At 66.8% G+C, this 13,787-nt stretch carries 15 protein-coding genes; 11 read left to right on the forward strand and 4 right to left on the reverse strand.

Annotated elements, in window-relative coordinates:
- Nucleotides 1–15 precede the first annotated feature (15 nt).
- Complete coding sequence (locus AC1Q9M_RS16570; protein ID WP_066269288.1) at nucleotides 16–1,059, reverse strand: rod shape-determining protein; 1,044 nt, start codon at nucleotides 1,057–1,059, stop codon at nucleotides 16–18.
- Between the two features lie 269 nt (nucleotides 1,060–1,328).
- Here AC1Q9M_RS16570 and gatC point away from each other — a divergent pair, with 269 nt between their 5' ends.
- The 3 genes from gatC to gatB are packed head-to-tail and all read left to right on the forward strand — an operon-like array spanning nucleotide 1,329 to nucleotide 4,571.
- On the forward strand, nucleotides 1,329–1,628 hold the full coding sequence (gene gatC, locus AC1Q9M_RS16575; RefSeq protein WP_444687950.1) for an Asp-tRNA(Asn)/Glu-tRNA(Gln) amidotransferase subunit GatC: 300 nt from the start codon (nucleotides 1,329–1,331) through the stop codon (nucleotides 1,626–1,628).
- Nucleotides 1,625–3,115: an Asp-tRNA(Asn)/Glu-tRNA(Gln) amidotransferase subunit GatA gene (gene gatA / locus AC1Q9M_RS16580; protein WP_492434651.1), complete on the forward strand. Its 1,491-nt coding sequence runs from the start codon at nucleotides 1,625–1,627 to the stop codon at nucleotides 3,113–3,115. Before gatC ends, gatA begins: the two co-directional genes overlap by 4 nt.
- Before the next feature lies 1 nt (nucleotide 3,116).
- Entirely contained in the window at nucleotides 3,117–4,571 is a 1,455-nt protein-coding gene (gene gatB / locus AC1Q9M_RS16585; RefSeq protein WP_492434652.1) for an Asp-tRNA(Asn)/Glu-tRNA(Gln) amidotransferase subunit GatB, read from the forward strand.
- A gap of 3 nt (nucleotides 4,572–4,574) precedes the next feature.
- Here gatB and AC1Q9M_RS16590 read toward each other — a convergent pair whose 3' ends face one another.
- Entirely contained in the window at nucleotides 4,575–5,276 is a 702-nt protein-coding gene (locus AC1Q9M_RS16590; RefSeq protein WP_382322777.1) for a DUF4124 domain-containing protein, read from the reverse strand.
- A gap of 13 nt (nucleotides 5,277–5,289) precedes the next feature.
- Nucleotides 5,290–6,006 carry an orotate phosphoribosyltransferase gene (gene pyrE, locus AC1Q9M_RS16595; protein WP_382163284.1) on the reverse strand — a complete coding sequence of 239 codons (717 nt, stop codon included), beginning with the start codon at nucleotides 6,004–6,006 and terminating at the stop codon, nucleotides 5,290–5,292.
- 10 nt (nucleotides 6,007–6,016) lie between these two features.
- Here pyrE and AC1Q9M_RS16600 point away from each other — a divergent pair, with 10 nt between their 5' ends.
- Nucleotides 6,017–6,808, forward strand: a complete 792-nt coding sequence (locus AC1Q9M_RS16600) for an exodeoxyribonuclease III (RefSeq protein WP_382163282.1) — start codon at nucleotides 6,017–6,019, stop codon at nucleotides 6,806–6,808.
- Between the two features lie 15 nt (nucleotides 6,809–6,823).
- A complete protein-coding gene (locus AC1Q9M_RS16605) occupies nucleotides 6,824–7,459 on the forward strand; it encodes a LysE family translocator (RefSeq protein WP_382322778.1) in 636 nt (211 codons plus the stop codon).
- 23 nt (nucleotides 7,460–7,482) lie between these two features.
- Here AC1Q9M_RS16605 and AC1Q9M_RS16610 read toward each other — a convergent pair whose 3' ends face one another.
- Nucleotides 7,483–7,962 (reverse strand): MarR family winged helix-turn-helix transcriptional regulator, encoded by a 480-nt coding sequence (locus AC1Q9M_RS16610; RefSeq protein WP_382322779.1) that lies wholly within the window; start codon nucleotides 7,960–7,962, stop codon nucleotides 7,483–7,485.
- 123 nt (nucleotides 7,963–8,085) lie between these two features.
- Between AC1Q9M_RS16610 and AC1Q9M_RS16615 the strand changes: the two genes are divergently transcribed.
- From AC1Q9M_RS16615 to AC1Q9M_RS16640, 6 genes are read left to right on the forward strand one after another with little or no spacing between them, the layout of a single operon-like run.
- Nucleotides 8,086–9,264, forward strand: coding sequence for an ABC transporter substrate-binding protein (locus tag AC1Q9M_RS16615; protein ID WP_382322780.1), 1,179 nt, complete (start codon nucleotides 8,086–8,088; stop codon nucleotides 9,262–9,264).
- A gap of 15 nt (nucleotides 9,265–9,279) precedes the next feature.
- Nucleotides 9,280–10,368, forward strand: coding sequence for a Rieske 2Fe-2S domain-containing protein (locus AC1Q9M_RS16620; protein WP_492434653.1), 1,089 nt, complete (start codon nucleotides 9,280–9,282; stop codon nucleotides 10,366–10,368).
- A 6-nt stretch (nucleotides 10,369–10,374) separates the two neighbouring features.
- On the forward strand, nucleotides 10,375–11,250 hold the full coding sequence (locus AC1Q9M_RS16625; RefSeq protein ID WP_382322782.1) for a branched-chain amino acid ABC transporter permease: 876 nt from the start codon (nucleotides 10,375–10,377) through the stop codon (nucleotides 11,248–11,250).
- A complete protein-coding gene (locus tag AC1Q9M_RS16630) occupies nucleotides 11,247–12,269 on the forward strand; it encodes a branched-chain amino acid ABC transporter permease (protein ID WP_382322783.1) in 1,023 nt (340 codons plus the stop codon). Before AC1Q9M_RS16625 ends, AC1Q9M_RS16630 begins: the two co-directional genes overlap by 4 nt.
- A complete protein-coding gene (locus AC1Q9M_RS16635; RefSeq protein WP_382322784.1) occupies nucleotides 12,266–13,027 on the forward strand; it encodes an ABC transporter ATP-binding protein in 762 nt (253 codons plus the stop codon). Before AC1Q9M_RS16630 ends, AC1Q9M_RS16635 begins: the two co-directional genes overlap by 4 nt.
- Nucleotides 13,024–13,770 (forward strand): ABC transporter ATP-binding protein, encoded by a 747-nt coding sequence (locus tag AC1Q9M_RS16640; RefSeq protein ID WP_492434654.1) that lies wholly within the window; start codon nucleotides 13,024–13,026, stop codon nucleotides 13,768–13,770. Before AC1Q9M_RS16635 ends, AC1Q9M_RS16640 begins: the two co-directional genes overlap by 4 nt.
- The last annotated feature ends 17 nt before the right edge of the window (nucleotides 13,771–13,787 follow it).

Raw genomic sequence — 13,787 nt, forward strand, 5'->3', positions numbered from 1 at the left:
GGCGGCGGCCGGGGTTTATTCGCTGGTGAAGATCGTGCCCAGGCGCTCCATGCGCTCCAGGGCCATGCCGCAACCGCGCACCACGCAGGTGAGCGGCTCTTCGGCCACCAGCACCGGCAGGCCGGTTTCTTCGGCCAGCAGGCGGTCGAGGTCGCGCAGCAGCGCACCGCCGCCGGTGAGCATCATGCCGCGCTCGGCGATGTCGGCGCCCAGTTCGGGCGGCGTGTGCTCCAGCGCCATCTTCACGGCCGTGACGATGTTGTTGAGCGGATCGGTCAGGGCTTCGAGGATCTCGTTGCTGGAGATGGTGAAGCTGCGCGGCACGCCCTCGGAGAGGTTGCGGCCCTTGACTTCCATTTCCTTGACTTCGCTGCCGGGGAAGGCCGAGCCGATCTGCTTCTTGATCGCTTCGGCCGTGGGCTCGCCGATCAGCATGCCGTAGTTGCGGCGGATGTAGGCAATGATGGCGTCGTCGAAGCGGTCACCGCCCACGCGCACGCTGCCCTTGTAGACCATGCCGCCCAGGCTGATGACGCCCACCTCGGTGGTGCCGCCGCCGATGTCGACCACCATGGAGCCGGAGGCGTCCGACACCGGCAGGCCGGCGCCGATGGCCGCGGCCATGGGTTCCTCGATCAGGTAAACCTCGGACGCGCCGGCGCCCAGGGCCGATTCGCGGATGGCGCGGCGCTCGACCTGGGTCGAGCCGCAGGGCACGCAGATGATGATGCGCGGGCTCGGCTTGAACATCGAGCGCGGGTGCACCATCTTGATGAACTGCTTGAGCATCTGCTCGGTGACGGTGAAGTCGGCGATCACGCCGTCCTTCATGGGGCGGATGGCCTCGATGTTGCCGGGCACCTTGCCCAGCATGGCCTTGGCCTCGTGGCCGACCGCCTGGATGGTCTTCTTGCCCTGGGGGCCGCCTTCGTGGCGGATGGACACGACGGAGGGCTCGTCGAGCACGATGCCCTTGTTGCGAACGTAGATGAGGGTGTTGGCGGTGCCGAGGTCGATGGCCAGGTCGGTCGAAAATTGCCGACGGAAAGCTTCAAACATGGTGCATGGGTCCTGTGGGGCACGGGCGCGGCTGTGCGCGCTCGTCGCCGGGTATGGGGCCGGGTCGTTGGCCGGGCATCGGTGCTAAGTGGTTGATTCCTAGGCGAAAACCGCAACGGCACGGGCGCTGCCGTTAAACCTTGGATAATACCGTATCCCCTGTGTACAACTGCGCGCAAACAGGGTGCATTTTGTCCAGTTACAAGCCGTTTCAGGGCGGAAAACCCGCAGACGGTGCGTCTCTTCCCCATCCGGAACCCTCTTTTGCCATGTCCCTGACCCCGTCCGACATCGGGCGCATCGCCAACCTCGCGCGCCTGGAGCTCTCCGGCGCGCAGAGCGAGACCATGCGCACCCAGCTCAATGGCTTCTTCGACATCGTCGAGCAGATGAACGCGGTGGACACCACCGGCGTGGAGCCCCTGGCCCATCCCACGGCGGTGATCGACCACGTCTCGCTGCGCCTGCGCCCGGACGTGGCGAGCGAGCCCAACGACCGCGAAGCCAACCAGAAGAGCGCCCCGGCGGTCGAGCGCGGCCTGTTCCTCGTGCCCAAGGTGATCGAATGAACGATCTGCACATCCTGGGCGTGAGCGAGCTGGCCGCCGCCATCGCCGACAAGAAAACCAGCAGCGTCGAGGCCGCCCAGCACCTGCTGGCGCGCGCGAAGCAGCACAGCACGCTCGGCGCTTACCTTTCCTTCAATGAAGAGGCCACGCTGGCCCAGGCCCGCGCGGCCGACGCGCGCATCGCCGCCGGCGAACGCACGCCGCTGCTGGGCGTGCCGCTGGCGCACAAGGACATCTTCGTCACCAAGGACTTCGCCACCACCGCCGGCTCGAAGATGCTGGCGGGCTACCAGAGCCCGTTCGACGCGACCGTGGTGCGGCGCCTGGCCGCGCAGGGCGCGGTGACGCTGGGCAAGCTCAACTGCGACGAGTTCGCCATGGGCGGCAGCAACGAGAACTCGGCCTTTGGCGCGGTGCACAACCCCTGGGACACCACGCGCGTGCCGGGCGGCTCCTCGGGCGGCTCCGCCGTGGCCGTCGCCGCGCGCCTGGCACCCGCCGTCACCGGCACCGACACCGGCGGCTCGATCCGCCAGCCGGCGAGCTTCTGCGGCATCACCGGCATCAAGCCCACCTACGGCCGCTGCTCGCGCTACGGCATGGTGGCCTTCGCCTCCAGCCTGGACCAGGCCGGCCCGATGGCGCGCAGCGCCGCCGACTGCGCGGTGCTGCTCAGCGCCATGGCCGGCCCCGACATCGACCGCGATTCCACCAGCCTGGACCACCCGGCCGAGGACTACACCGCGCTGCTCGGCCAGCCGCGCGAAGGCGCCACCGCCGCTCAGCCGCTCAAGGGCCTGCGCATCGGTCTGCCCAAAGAATTCTTCGGCGAAGGCTGCGCGCCCGACGTGCTCGCCACCGTGCGCGCCGCACTGGCGGAGTATGAAAAGCTCGGCGCCACGCTGGTCGAGGTCTCGCTGCCGCGCACCGAGCTCTCCATCCCGGTCTACTACATCATTGCGCCGGCCGAGGCCAGCTCCAACCTCAGCCGTTTCGACGGTGTGAAGTTCGGCCACCGCGCCGCGCAGTACGGGGACCTGACCGACATGTACAAGAAGTCGCGCAGCGAAGGCTTCGGGCCCGAGGTGCAGCGCCGCATCATGATCGGCACCTACGTGCTCAGCCACGGCTACTACGACGCCTACTACCTGCAGGCGCAGAAGATCCGCCGCCTGATCGCGCAGGACTTCCAGGCCGCGTTCGCGCAGTGCGACCTGATCGCCGGCCCGGTGGCGCCCACCGTGGCCTGGAAGCTCGGCGAAAAGAGCAACGACCCGGTGGCCAACTACCTGGCCGACATCTACACCCTCTCCACCAGCCTCGCCGGCCTGCCCGGCATGAGCGTGCCCGCCGGCTTCGGCGCGGGTGGCCTGCCGGTGGGCCTGCAGCTTGTGGGCAACCATTTCCAGGAAGGCCCGCTGCTGCAGGCCGCGCACGCCTTCCAGCAGGCGACCGACTGGCACACCCGCGCTCCGCAAGGCTATTGACATGAGTTCCAGCAAATCCCTTCTGGTCGGCGGCTACGAGGTGGTGATCGGTTTCGAGACCCACGCCCAGCTCGCCACGCAATCCAAGATCTTCAGCCGCGCGCCCACGGCCTTCGGCGCCGAGCCCAACACGCAGGCCTGCGCGGTGGACCTGGCTTTGCCCGGCACGCTGCCGGTCATGAACCGCGCGGCCGTCGAACTCGCGATCCGCCTCGGGCTCGCGCTCGGTTCGCACATCGCCGAGCAGAGCGTGTTCGCGCGCAAGAACTACTTCTACCCCGACCTGCCCAAGGGCTACCAGATCAGCCAGTTCGAGATCCCGGTGGTGCAGGGCGGCGAGGTCTCGTTCTTCCTCGGTGACGAGAAGAAGACCGTGCGCCTGGTGCGCGCGCACCTGGAAGAAGACGCGGGCAAGAGCCTGCACGAGGACTTCATCGGCCAGAGCGGCATCGACCTCAACCGCGCCGGCACGCCGCTGCTTGAGATCGTGACCGAGCCCGACATCCGCTCCAGCGCCGAGGCCGTGGCCTACGCGAAGGAGCTGCACAAGATCGTCACCTGGATCGGCATCTGCGACGGCAACATGCAGGAAGGCTCGTTCCGCTGCGACGCCAACGTCTCGGTGCGCAAGCCCGGCGCGCCGCTGGGCACGCGCCGCGAGATCAAGAACCTGAACAGCTTCAAGTTCATGCAGCAGGCCATCGACTACGAGGTGCGCTGGCAGATCGAGCAGATCGAGGACGGCCACGCGATCCAGCAGGCCACCGTGCTGTTCGATCCCGACACCGGCGAGACGCGTGCCATGCGCACCAAGGAAGACGCGGCCGATTACCGCTACTTCCCCGACCCGGACCTGCCGCCGCTGGTGATCGCGCGCGACTGGGTGGACCAGGTGAAGGCCGCCATGCCCGAGCTGCCGCGCGCGATGGCCGAACGCCTGGTGCGCGACTACGGCCTGCCCGAGTACGACGCCACCACGCTCACGCAAAGCCCGGCGATGGCCACCTACTTCGAGACGGCGGCCCAGGCCAGCGGCCAGGCCAAGCTGGTCAGCAACTGGATCATGGGCGAGGTCTCGCGCCGGCTCAACGCCGAGGAACGCGACATCGCCGGCGTGCCGGTGAGCGCGGCGCAACTGGCGGCCGTGATCGGGCGCATCGCCGACGGCACGGTGTCGAACAACGCCGCCAAGCAGGTCTTTGACGCCCTGTGGACCGGCGAGGGCCGCGAGGTCGACGCCGTCATCGAGGCCAAGGGCCTCAAGCAGATGAACGACAGCAGCGCGCTGGAGAAGATCATCGACGAGGTGATGGCCGCCAACGCCGAGATGGTCGAGCAGTTCCGCGCCGGCAAGGACAAAGCCTTCAACGCCCTGGTCGGCCAGGCCATGAAAGCGAGCAAGGGCAAGGCCAACCCGCAACAGGTCAACGACCTGCTGCGCCAGAAACTCGGTTGAGGGTCAGCGCCCGGCGGATGCCGGGCTGCCGACGCCGGTGCGGTTGCCGCCCGCGGCCGTCCAGAGCTGGCGCAGCTTGGCCAGCTCTTCGTCGAAGCGGGCGTTGATGCGCTGTTTTTCCTGGACCTGCTCGTCCAGGAAGCGCTTCTGCACCACCATCTGCTTCTCGTTGTCTTCGATCTTGCGCTTGAGCCAGTTGGGCGCCTTGCTGACGTCGTTCTGGTAGAACTCCAGCTCGACGTTGATGTCCTTGCGTTGCGCCACCAGCGCCAGCTCGCGCTTGTTCACCGCGCCGATGACCTCGTCGATCTGCGCCAGGGCGTCGGCCCGCTCCTTGTCGTGCACCCCCTGGTTGGGGTAGCGGATCATCAGGGCGCGTTCGCGGCGCTTTTCTTCCTGCAGGCGGCTGCGCTGTTCCTCTTCCTGTTTGCGCTGGGCGTCGAGCCTGGCGCGCTCGTCGGCGGTGTAGCTCGGCGGCAGCGTCTTGCGCACGGTGCCGCTGTTGCCCAGCTGCTGCTGCTCACGGTCCAGGCATTCGACGATGGGGCGGTCTCGAACGATGGTGTTGCCCTTGGCATCCTTGCAGGTGTACATGCCCGCCTGCGCGTGTGCCGTGTCCCACAGGCCCCCGCCGAGCAACAGCGCGCCACCGGCCAGCCACAGGCGGCGGGAGAGAACGGAGAACAGGGGGTGGTGCAGGGTCATCGTGGAAGAAGGGTCAGGACACGCCGTAGCGTTGCCGGTAAGCCAGCACCCGTTCGCGGTGCGAATCGAACTCGCCGCCAGAGCGGGCGGTCAAATAGTGCAGCAAATCGGCCAGCCTCGCAATCGTGCAGACCTGCATGCCCAGCTCGCGCTGGACATATTGCACGGCGCTGTGGTCCACGTCGCGCACCTGGCCGTCGGCGCCGACCTCGGTGGCCTTTTCCTGGCGGTCCAGTGCGATCGCGATGGCGTGCGGCGTGGCGCCGGCGGCGCGGATCAGCGCGATGGATTCGCGCGCCGCGGTGCCGGCGGACATCACGTCGTCGACGATCAGCACGCGGCCCTTGAGCGGCGCGCCGACCAGGGTGCCGCCTTCGCCATGGTCCTTGGCTTCCTTGCGGTTGTAGGCGAAGGGCACATTGCGGCCCAGTCGCGCGAGCTCGATGGACACCGCCGCGCCCAGTGGAATGCCCTTGTAGGCCGGGCCGAAGATCATGTCGAACTCGATGCCGCTGGCGACCAGGGCTTTTGCATAGAATTGTGCGAGCCGGCCCAGCTTGGCGCCGTCGTCGAACAGACCGGCGTTGAAGAAATACGGGCTCATGCGCCCGGCCTTGGTCTTGAATTCACCAAAGCGCAACACGCCGGCATCGACGCAAAACTGCACGAATTCCTGCGCGAGCGCAGCATCGGGCGCGCCGGCCTTCGCCGCGCCTGTATCCAACACCATGGAGACATCCTTGTTCAAACTGACCAGCCTCAACCTCAACGGCATCCGTTCCGCCACCACCAAGGGGCTGGAGAAATGGCTCGCCGCGCACCGGCCCGATTGTATTTGTGTGCAGGAGGTCAAGGCCCAGGCCGCCGATGTGAGCGGCCGCTTTGAAGAAATCGCCGGCCTCAAGGGGCACTTCCACTACGCCCAGAAAAAGGGTTACTCGGGCACGGCGGTGTACACCCGCCACGAGCCGAGCGACGTGATCATCGGCTACGGTTCAACCGAGTTCGACGCCGAGGGCCGCTTCACCGAGCTGCGCTTCGACACGCCCCAGCGCAAGCTCTCCATCCTGAGCGTCTATTTCCCCAGCGGCTCCTCGGGCCCCGAGCGGCAGGAAGCCAAGTACCGCTTTCTCGATGGCTTCTACCCCCACCTGCAGGCGCTCAAGGGCGGGCGCGAGTTCATCCTGTGCGGCGACGTGAACATCGCCCACCAGCAGAAAGACCTGAAGAACTGGCGCAGCAACCAGAAGAACAGCGGCTTCCTGCCCGAGGAGCGCGCCTGGATGACCAAGCTGCTCGACGAGGCCGGGCTGGTGGACGTCTACCGCCGGCTGCAGCCCGACACCACCGACACCTGCTACACGTGGTGGAGCAACCGGGGCCAGGCCTACGCGAACAACGTCGGGTGGCGGCTGGACTACCACCTCGCCACGCCGGCCATGGCAGCGCTCGCGCGCAGTGAGTCCATCTACAAGGGCGAGAAGTTTTCCGACCACGCGCCGCTGACGATCGAATACGACTTCCAACACTGAGCGAAGGAGCGGCCCATGTTCCCGACGGAGATCCTGCTGGCCTATGTGGCCGCCTGCACCTTGGTGGTGGTGTCGCCCGGGCCCGACAACATCCTGGCCATCGGCCGGGGCCTGAGCCAGGGCCCACTGGCCGCCGCGCTCTCGGCCTTCGGCGCGGGACTGGGCATCCTGTTCCACACGCTCGCGGCCACCTTCGGCCTGTCGCTCATCATCCAGGGCTCGCCCGAGGCGTTCTGGGCCGTGAAGGTGGTGGGCGCGTTGTACCTGCTGTGGCTGGGTTACAAGGCGCTGGTCGCCGGTGACCTGATCTCGTTCCAGCCCTCGGCGCGCGTGCCGCTGCGCAAGGTGCTGCTCACGGGCGTGTTGTCCAACGTGCTCAACCCCAAGCCGGGCCTGTTCGTGCTGGCCTTCCTGCCGCAGTTCGTGAGCGCGGGGCGCGGCCCGGTGGTGGTGCAGATGCTGGTCTACGGCGCGATCTTCGCGCTGATGACGGCGGTGATCTTCGCGCTCATGGGCGGCTTCGCGTCCCGCCTGGCGGGCTGGCTGCAGGCGCGACCGCGCATGGTGCGCGGCGTGAACGTGGGCGCGGGCCTGACCTTCATCGCCGCCGGCCTGTCGGTGCTGTCGCTCAAGCAGCGCAGCGCGTTGTAACCCTCCGGGGCCGGGCGGGCGGCTCAGTCCGACGGGGGCAGGCTGTAGCCGCGCCCCTTCGATGCATGCGCTTCGATCAGCTCGTGCATCAGCCGCATGAACTCCTTGCGGTCCTTGGGCGGGAGCGGCTCAAGAAACAGGTCCTGCGAGCGCAGCATGGGGGGGACCACCTTGGCCAGCAATTGCTCACCCTCTGACGTCGCCGTGACCTGACGGACCCGCTTGTCCGTCGGTGACACCTCGCGTTTGACCAGCCCTCTGGATTCCAGGCGGTCAATCACGTTGCCGATGGTCGACGTGTCAAAGCCGATGGTCCGGGCCAGCGTGCCTTGATCGATGCCCGGCGACTTGCAGATCGTCTGCAGCGACGAGTACTGCACGGGCGTGACATTGATGTCGCCCATCTCCTGCACGAACAACGCCACCACGATCTGGTGAATGCGGCGCGCGTAGTGCCCGGGCAAATCGTTGAGGTCGACCTCGAGGTGTTGTTGGCTCTTCATGACGTGTCCCTAGGGTTAGCCCCAATTTTACGAGAAATGGAATTCACTAAACTGAAATTCAGCATGCTGAATATCAGTATGCGTCCTACTCCATTCTCACCCATCGACAGCAGGAGACGCCTCATGAACTTCCGATACCGACTCCACGGGCTGGTGGCCATCGCCGGCCTCCTGGTCCTTGCCACGGGGGCTCCCGCGCACGCCCAGACCGGGCCCGTCAAGGTCGGGCTGGTCCTTTCGCTGACCGGCCCCTTTGCCGCCACCGGCAAGCAGATCGAAGCCGGCGCCAGGCTCTACCTCACCCGCCATGGCGACACGATGGCGGGCCGCAAGATCGAGTTCGTCGTCAAGGACGATGGCGGCTTGCCGGACCAGGCCAAACGCATCGCGCAGGAAATGGTCGTCAACGACAAGGTGGATGTGCTGGGGGGCTTCGTGCTCACGCCGCTGGCGCTTGCGGTCGCGCCCGTGGCCTCCCAGAGCAAGACGCCGGCCATCGTCATGTCGGCGGGCACCTCCAGCGTCATCGACGCGTCCCCGTTCTTTGTGCGGGTGAGCTTCACCCTGCCGCAGAACTCGGTCGGCGTGGCCGAGTGGGCGCCCCGCAACGGCATCAAGAGCGTGGTGACGCTGGTCAGCGACTACGGCCCGGGCATCGACGCCGAGCTGTCCTTCAAGAAGCGCTTCGAAGCCAGTGGCGGCGCGGTGAAGGAGGCCATCCGGGTGCCGGTGCGAAATCCCGACTTTTCGCCCTTCCTGCAGAAGGTCCGGGACGAAAAGCCCGACGCCGTGTTCGTCTTCCTGCCCGCCGGTGTGGGAACCCAGTTCATGAAGCAATTTGCCTCGCGTGGCTTGGACAAGGCCGGCATCCGGCTGATCGGCACGGGTGACGTGACCGAAGACGACATCCTCAACGACATGGGCGACGTCGCCCTGGGGGTGGTCACGTCTCACCACTACTCCGCCGCGCACCCCTCGCCTGAAAACCAGGCGTTTGTGGAGGCCTTCAAGAAGGCCAATGGTGGCAAGCGGCCGAACTACATGGCCGTGGCTGGGTACGACGGCATGCGCGTGCTCTCGAACGCGTTGAAGTCCACGGGCGGCAAGGGGGGCGAGCCGCTGTTGAACGCGATGAAAGGGCAATCCTTCGACAGCCCGCGCGGGCCTGTGCAGATCGATCCGCAGACGCGAGACATCGTGCAGAACGTCTACATCCGGCGCGTCGAACGCAAGGAGGGCGAGCTCTACAACGTGGAGTTCGATGTCATGAAAGCCGTGCGCGATCCCGGGCGCGGCAACTGATTCCAGGAGATCTCAATGGCTTGGTTGAAAAACGCCTGGTACGTCGCAGGCTTTCAGAACGAACTGGATGGCGGCAAGGTCGTTGCCCGCACCTTTCTGGGAACGCCCGTGGTGATGCTGCGGCACTCCGATGGGCGCGTTGCCGCGCTGGAGGACATGTGTCCTCACCGGCTCATGCCCTTGTCCGCCGGCAAGCGCATCGGCGACGAGCTCGAGTGCGGCTACCACGGCATGCGCTTCGGTGTGACAGGTGTGTGCACGCTGGCACCGGGTCAGTCGCACATCCCGGCGCAGGCCTGTGTGCGCAACTACCCGTTGGCGCAACGCCATGGGCTGCTCTGGATCTGGATGGGGAGGCCCGATCTCGCCGACGCCGACCTCGTTCCCGACATCCGCTGGAACGACCACCCGGAATGGACGCCGTCGCGTGGTTACCACCATGTGGAGGCGGGCTTCCAGTTGTCGGTCGACAACCTGATGGATCTCGGACACGAAAGCTGGGTGCACCTGCGCACCATCGGCCAGGAGGACGAGGAAGCGATTCCCAGCTATCCCGTCAAGGTGACGGTCAAGGGCGAAGGCCTGCTGCACGCGCACCGCGAGATGCCCAACATCGACGCGCCGCCGTTCTTCGCGATGGTGCTGGATCACCAGGGCAAGATCAACCGCTGGCAGACCGCCGTCAGCCTGGCGCCCTCGATCTGCATGACCGATTTCGGCGTGTACCCGGTGGGCACCTCCGCGGACCACGCCTACAGAAGCCATGTCCTGCACCTGCTCACACCGGAGAGCGAGAAGACCACCCACTATTTCTGGTCGGTCGCCCGCAACCGGCGCCTGGACGACGAGGGCCTGACGCAGGCGGTCTGCCGGGCGATCGAGCAGACTTTCGACGAGGATGCCCTGGTGCTCAAGATCCAGCAGTCGCAGGTGAGCAGGCACGGGGGCGCCGTACCGCGCGTGGCCCTGAAGGTGGACGAGGCGCCGATCCGGGCGCGCCGCCTGCTCGAGGCGCTGGTGAGGAAGGAAAACGAGGACCCGAACTTCGTCTACCGGCCGCAACTGATGATGGAAGACACCACGCCCGAGTTGGCGATGGTGTGACAGAGCATGTTGACGATCCTGTTCGATGGCATCGCCTACGGCATGCTGCTGTTCGTCCTGGCGGTGGGTCTCTCGGTGACCATGGGCTTGATGAACTTCATCAACCTCGCGCACGGCGCTTTCGCCATGGTCGGGGGGTACACGACGGTGCTGCTCCTGCAGCGGGCCGAGATGCCCTTCCTGTTGTGTCTGCCCATCGCCTTCCTCGTCGCGGCCGCCCTGGGCGCGGTGCTGGAGGGCACGCTCTACCGGCGCCTGTACCAGCGTTCCCACCTGGACCACGTGCTGTTCTCGATCGGCCTGGTCTTCATGGCGGTGGCGGGCTTTGACTACCACTTCGGCTCCTCGCCGCAAAACGTGCTGCTGCCCCAGTGGCTGATGGGGCGCACCGAGATCGGTTCGGGCGATCTGACGCTGGCCATGGGCCACTACCGCCTGTTCATCATCGGCGTGTGTGCCGCCGTCACGCTGGTCCTGCAATGGATCCTGGCGTCCACGCGCTTTGGTGCCCGCCTGCGCGCCTCCGTGGACGATCAGCGCGTGGCCGCCGGTCTGGGCATCAACGTGAATGTGGTGTTCCTGTCCACCTTTGCGTTCGGCTCCGGCCTTGCGGGCCTGGGGGGCGCGCTCGGCGCGGAAGTCCTCGGGCTGGACCCGACCTTCCCGCTCAAGTTCATGATCTATTTCCTGATCGTGGTGGCCGTCGGTGGAACCTCCTCCGTCACCGGACCGCTGATCGCTGCCATCCTGCTGGGCGTGGCGGATGTCGCGGGCAAGTACTACATCCCCAAAATGGGCGCGTTCATCGTTTACGTCCTGATGATCGCCATCCTGCTCTGGCGCCCCCATGGCCTGTTCGTCCGTCAAGGGAGGCGCGCATGAACCCCATCTGCATCTCGCAGCGCAAGCTGCTGGGCGCCGCGCAATGGCGCTGGTGGGAGCCCGTGCTGTGGGTGGCGGCCTTCGCATCGCCGATCCTGCTGCCCCAGCACGCACACGCCATCGGCGAGATCGCCATCGTCGCGCTGTTCGCCATCTCGCTGGACCTGGTTCTGGGCTACGCCGGCATCGTGTCGCTGGGGCATGCGGCCTTCTTCGGTCTGAGCGCCTACGCGGCGGCGTTGTTCGCCAAGCATGTGCATCCCGACCCCTTGCTGGGGCTGGTGATGGGGGTGTTGCCCGCGGCGCTGCTGGGTTTTGTGGCCAGTTTCACGGTTCATCGGGGAACCGATCTCACCCGCGTGATGGTGACCCTGGGCACCTCGTTGATCCTGCTCGAGGCGGCGAACAAGCTGGACTGGCTCACCGGCGGGGCGGATGGCTTGCAAGGTGTCGCGATGGCGCCGGTGCTCGGGCGCTTCGAATTCGACCTGGTGGGCCGCACGGCCGCCTACTACGCGCTGTCCGTCTTGCTGGTGTGCTTCCTGGTCGTGCGTCGGGTGATGAACTCCCCCTTTGGCATGTCCATGAAAGCGATCCGCGACAACCGCCTGCGCGCCACCGCCATCGGCATCCCGGTCAACTCGCGGCTGACCGCCGTGTACACCCTCGGCGCGGCGCTCGCCGGCGTGTCGGGCGCGCTGCTGGCGCAGACCTCTGCGTTCGCCTCGCTGGATGTCTTTGACTTCCACCGCTCGGCCGATGTGCTCCTGATCCTCGTCATTGGCGGCGCGGGCTGGCTGTACGGCGGTGTGATCGGGGCCATTGTCTTCAAGTCCCTGCACGGAGTGGTTTCCGGCCTCACACCCCAGTACTGGACCTTCTGGCTGGGCCTGTTCCTGGTGGTGCTGGTGCTGGTCGGCCGCGATCGCCTGGTGCGCCCCTGGCGCTGGTTCGGGCCCTGGCGGAAAGTGACCCGACGACAACAGGGGATCGCGACCAAGGTGGGAGGTGAAGCATGAAGGACGTGGTTCTGGCCGCCGAGGGGCTGGTCAAGCAGTTCGGCGGCATCACCGCCACCGGCAACGTGACGCTGGGCATCGAACGCGGCGCGCGGCATGCGCTGATCGGCCCCAATGGCGCCGGCAAGACGACGCTGGTCAACCTGCTGACGGGTGTGCTGGATCCCACGAAAGGGCGCATCGTGCTCGAGGGGAAGGACATCACGGGGCTGTCCCCGCACGAACGCGTCAAGCGCGGCCTGGTGCGCACCTTCCAGATCAACCAGTTGTTTCCATCCATGACGCCTCTGGAGACGCTGGCGCTCGTGATCGCCCAGCGCGCGGGAGACGGCGCGTCGTTCTGGCGCCCTTTGGGGCGCAGCGAGCAAGTGGCGCGCGAGGCCGATCGCCTGCTCGAACAGTTCCATCTGGAGCCGGTGGCCGATGTGCCGACGGAACGGTTGCCGTATGGCAAGCGCCGCCTTCTCGAGATCGCGATGGGCCTGGCTTGCCGCCCCCGGGTGCTGCTGCTCGACGAGCCCGTGGCCGGCGTGCCGGCGGGGGAGCGGGAAGAGATTCTCCGAACGGTCGCCTCGTTGCCGGACGACGTGTCGGTGCTCCTGATTGAACACGACATGGACCTCGTCTTCAGCTTCGCCCGCAGCATGACCGTTCTGGTGAACGGGTGCGTCCTCACCGAAGGAACGCCCGATGAGATCGCCCGCGATCCGCGCGTGGCCGAGGTGTACCTCGGCCATGGACAGGAGGTCCCTGCATGAGCGCGCTGCTTCAACTGGAGAACGTGTCGGCGGGGTACGGCGAGGCCGTTGTGCTGCATCACGTGTCGTTTGCCTTGAACGAAGGCGCCACCCTGGCGCTGCTGGGCCGCAACGGCGTCGGGAAAACGACGCTGATCGACACCCTGGCGGGGGCGACCCGCCAACATGCCGGCCACATCCGGTTGGCGGGCCGATCGCTGCAGGGCCTGGCCTCGCACCAGCGCGCCGCATCGGGCATCGGCTGGGTGCCACAGGAGCGCAACATCTTCAGATCGCTGACGGTCCACGAGAACCTGAGCTCGGTGGCCCGCCCGGGGCATTGGACGCCGACTCGCGTCTACGAGATGTTTCCCCGGCTGGCGGAACGCAAGTCCAACCTGGGCACGCAACTGTCCGGAGGGGAACAGCAGATGCTGGCGGTGGGACGGGCGCTGGTGCTCAATCCGAGGCTGCTGCTGCTGGACGAGCCGCTGGAAGGCCTCGCTCCCATCATCGTGGAAGAGCTCCTGCGGGCCATCCGGCGCATCACGCGCGACGAAGGCATCTGCGCCATCATCGTCGAGCAGCACCCCCAGGCCATCCTGCGGATCAGCGACCAGGCCGTCGTGCTCGATCAAGGCGCGGTGCGTTTCGATGGCCACGCGGAGGAACTGCTGAACGACCGGACCCGGCTCGACGCCTTGATCGGTCTGTCCCAGGGCGCGTCCGGTTCGGCCCGTCCCGCGCGAGAGCCTCAACGATGACCGCCTGTTCCAATCCC

The sequence above is a fragment of the Hydrogenophaga sp. GW823-FHT04C09 genome (genome assembly GCF_058796355.1).

What these genes read in the sequence shown, in the direction of transcription:
- AC1Q9M_RS16570 (WP_066269288.1), bottom strand. Translation starts at nt 1,059, where the DNA reads ATGTTTGAAGCTTTCCGTCGGCAATTTTCGACCGACCTGGCCATCGAC.
- gatC (WP_444687950.1), top strand. Translation starts at nt 1,329, where the DNA reads ATGTCCCTGACCCCGTCCGACATCGGGCGCATCGCCAACCTCGCGCGC.
- gatA (WP_492434651.1), top strand. Translation starts at nt 1,625, where the DNA reads ATGAACGATCTGCACATCCTGGGCGTGAGCGAGCTGGCCGCCGCCATC.
- gatB (WP_492434652.1), top strand. Translation starts at nt 3,117, where the DNA reads ATGAGTTCCAGCAAATCCCTTCTGGTCGGCGGCTACGAGGTGGTGATC.
- AC1Q9M_RS16590 (WP_382322777.1), bottom strand. Translation starts at nt 5,276, where the DNA reads ATGACCCTGCACCACCCCCTGTTCTCCGTTCTCTCCCGCCGCCTGTGG.
- pyrE (WP_382163284.1), bottom strand. Translation starts at nt 6,006, where the DNA reads ATGGTGTTGGATACAGGCGCGGCGAAGGCCGGCGCGCCCGATGCTGCG.
- AC1Q9M_RS16605 (WP_382322778.1), top strand. Translation starts at nt 6,824, where the DNA reads ATGTTCCCGACGGAGATCCTGCTGGCCTATGTGGCCGCCTGCACCTTG.
- AC1Q9M_RS16610 (WP_382322779.1), bottom strand. Translation starts at nt 7,962, where the DNA reads ATGAAGAGCCAACAACACCTCGAGGTCGACCTCAACGATTTGCCCGGG.
- AC1Q9M_RS16615 (WP_382322780.1), top strand. Translation starts at nt 8,086, where the DNA reads ATGAACTTCCGATACCGACTCCACGGGCTGGTGGCCATCGCCGGCCTC.
- AC1Q9M_RS16620 (WP_492434653.1), top strand. Translation starts at nt 9,280, where the DNA reads ATGGCTTGGTTGAAAAACGCCTGGTACGTCGCAGGCTTTCAGAACGAA.
- AC1Q9M_RS16625 (WP_382322782.1), top strand. Translation starts at nt 10,375, where the DNA reads ATGTTGACGATCCTGTTCGATGGCATCGCCTACGGCATGCTGCTGTTC.
- AC1Q9M_RS16630 (WP_382322783.1), top strand. Translation starts at nt 11,247, where the DNA reads ATGAACCCCATCTGCATCTCGCAGCGCAAGCTGCTGGGCGCCGCGCAA.
- AC1Q9M_RS16635 (WP_382322784.1), top strand. Translation starts at nt 12,266, where the DNA reads ATGAAGGACGTGGTTCTGGCCGCCGAGGGGCTGGTCAAGCAGTTCGGC.
- AC1Q9M_RS16640 (WP_492434654.1), top strand. Translation starts at nt 13,024, where the DNA reads ATGAGCGCGCTGCTTCAACTGGAGAACGTGTCGGCGGGGTACGGCGAG.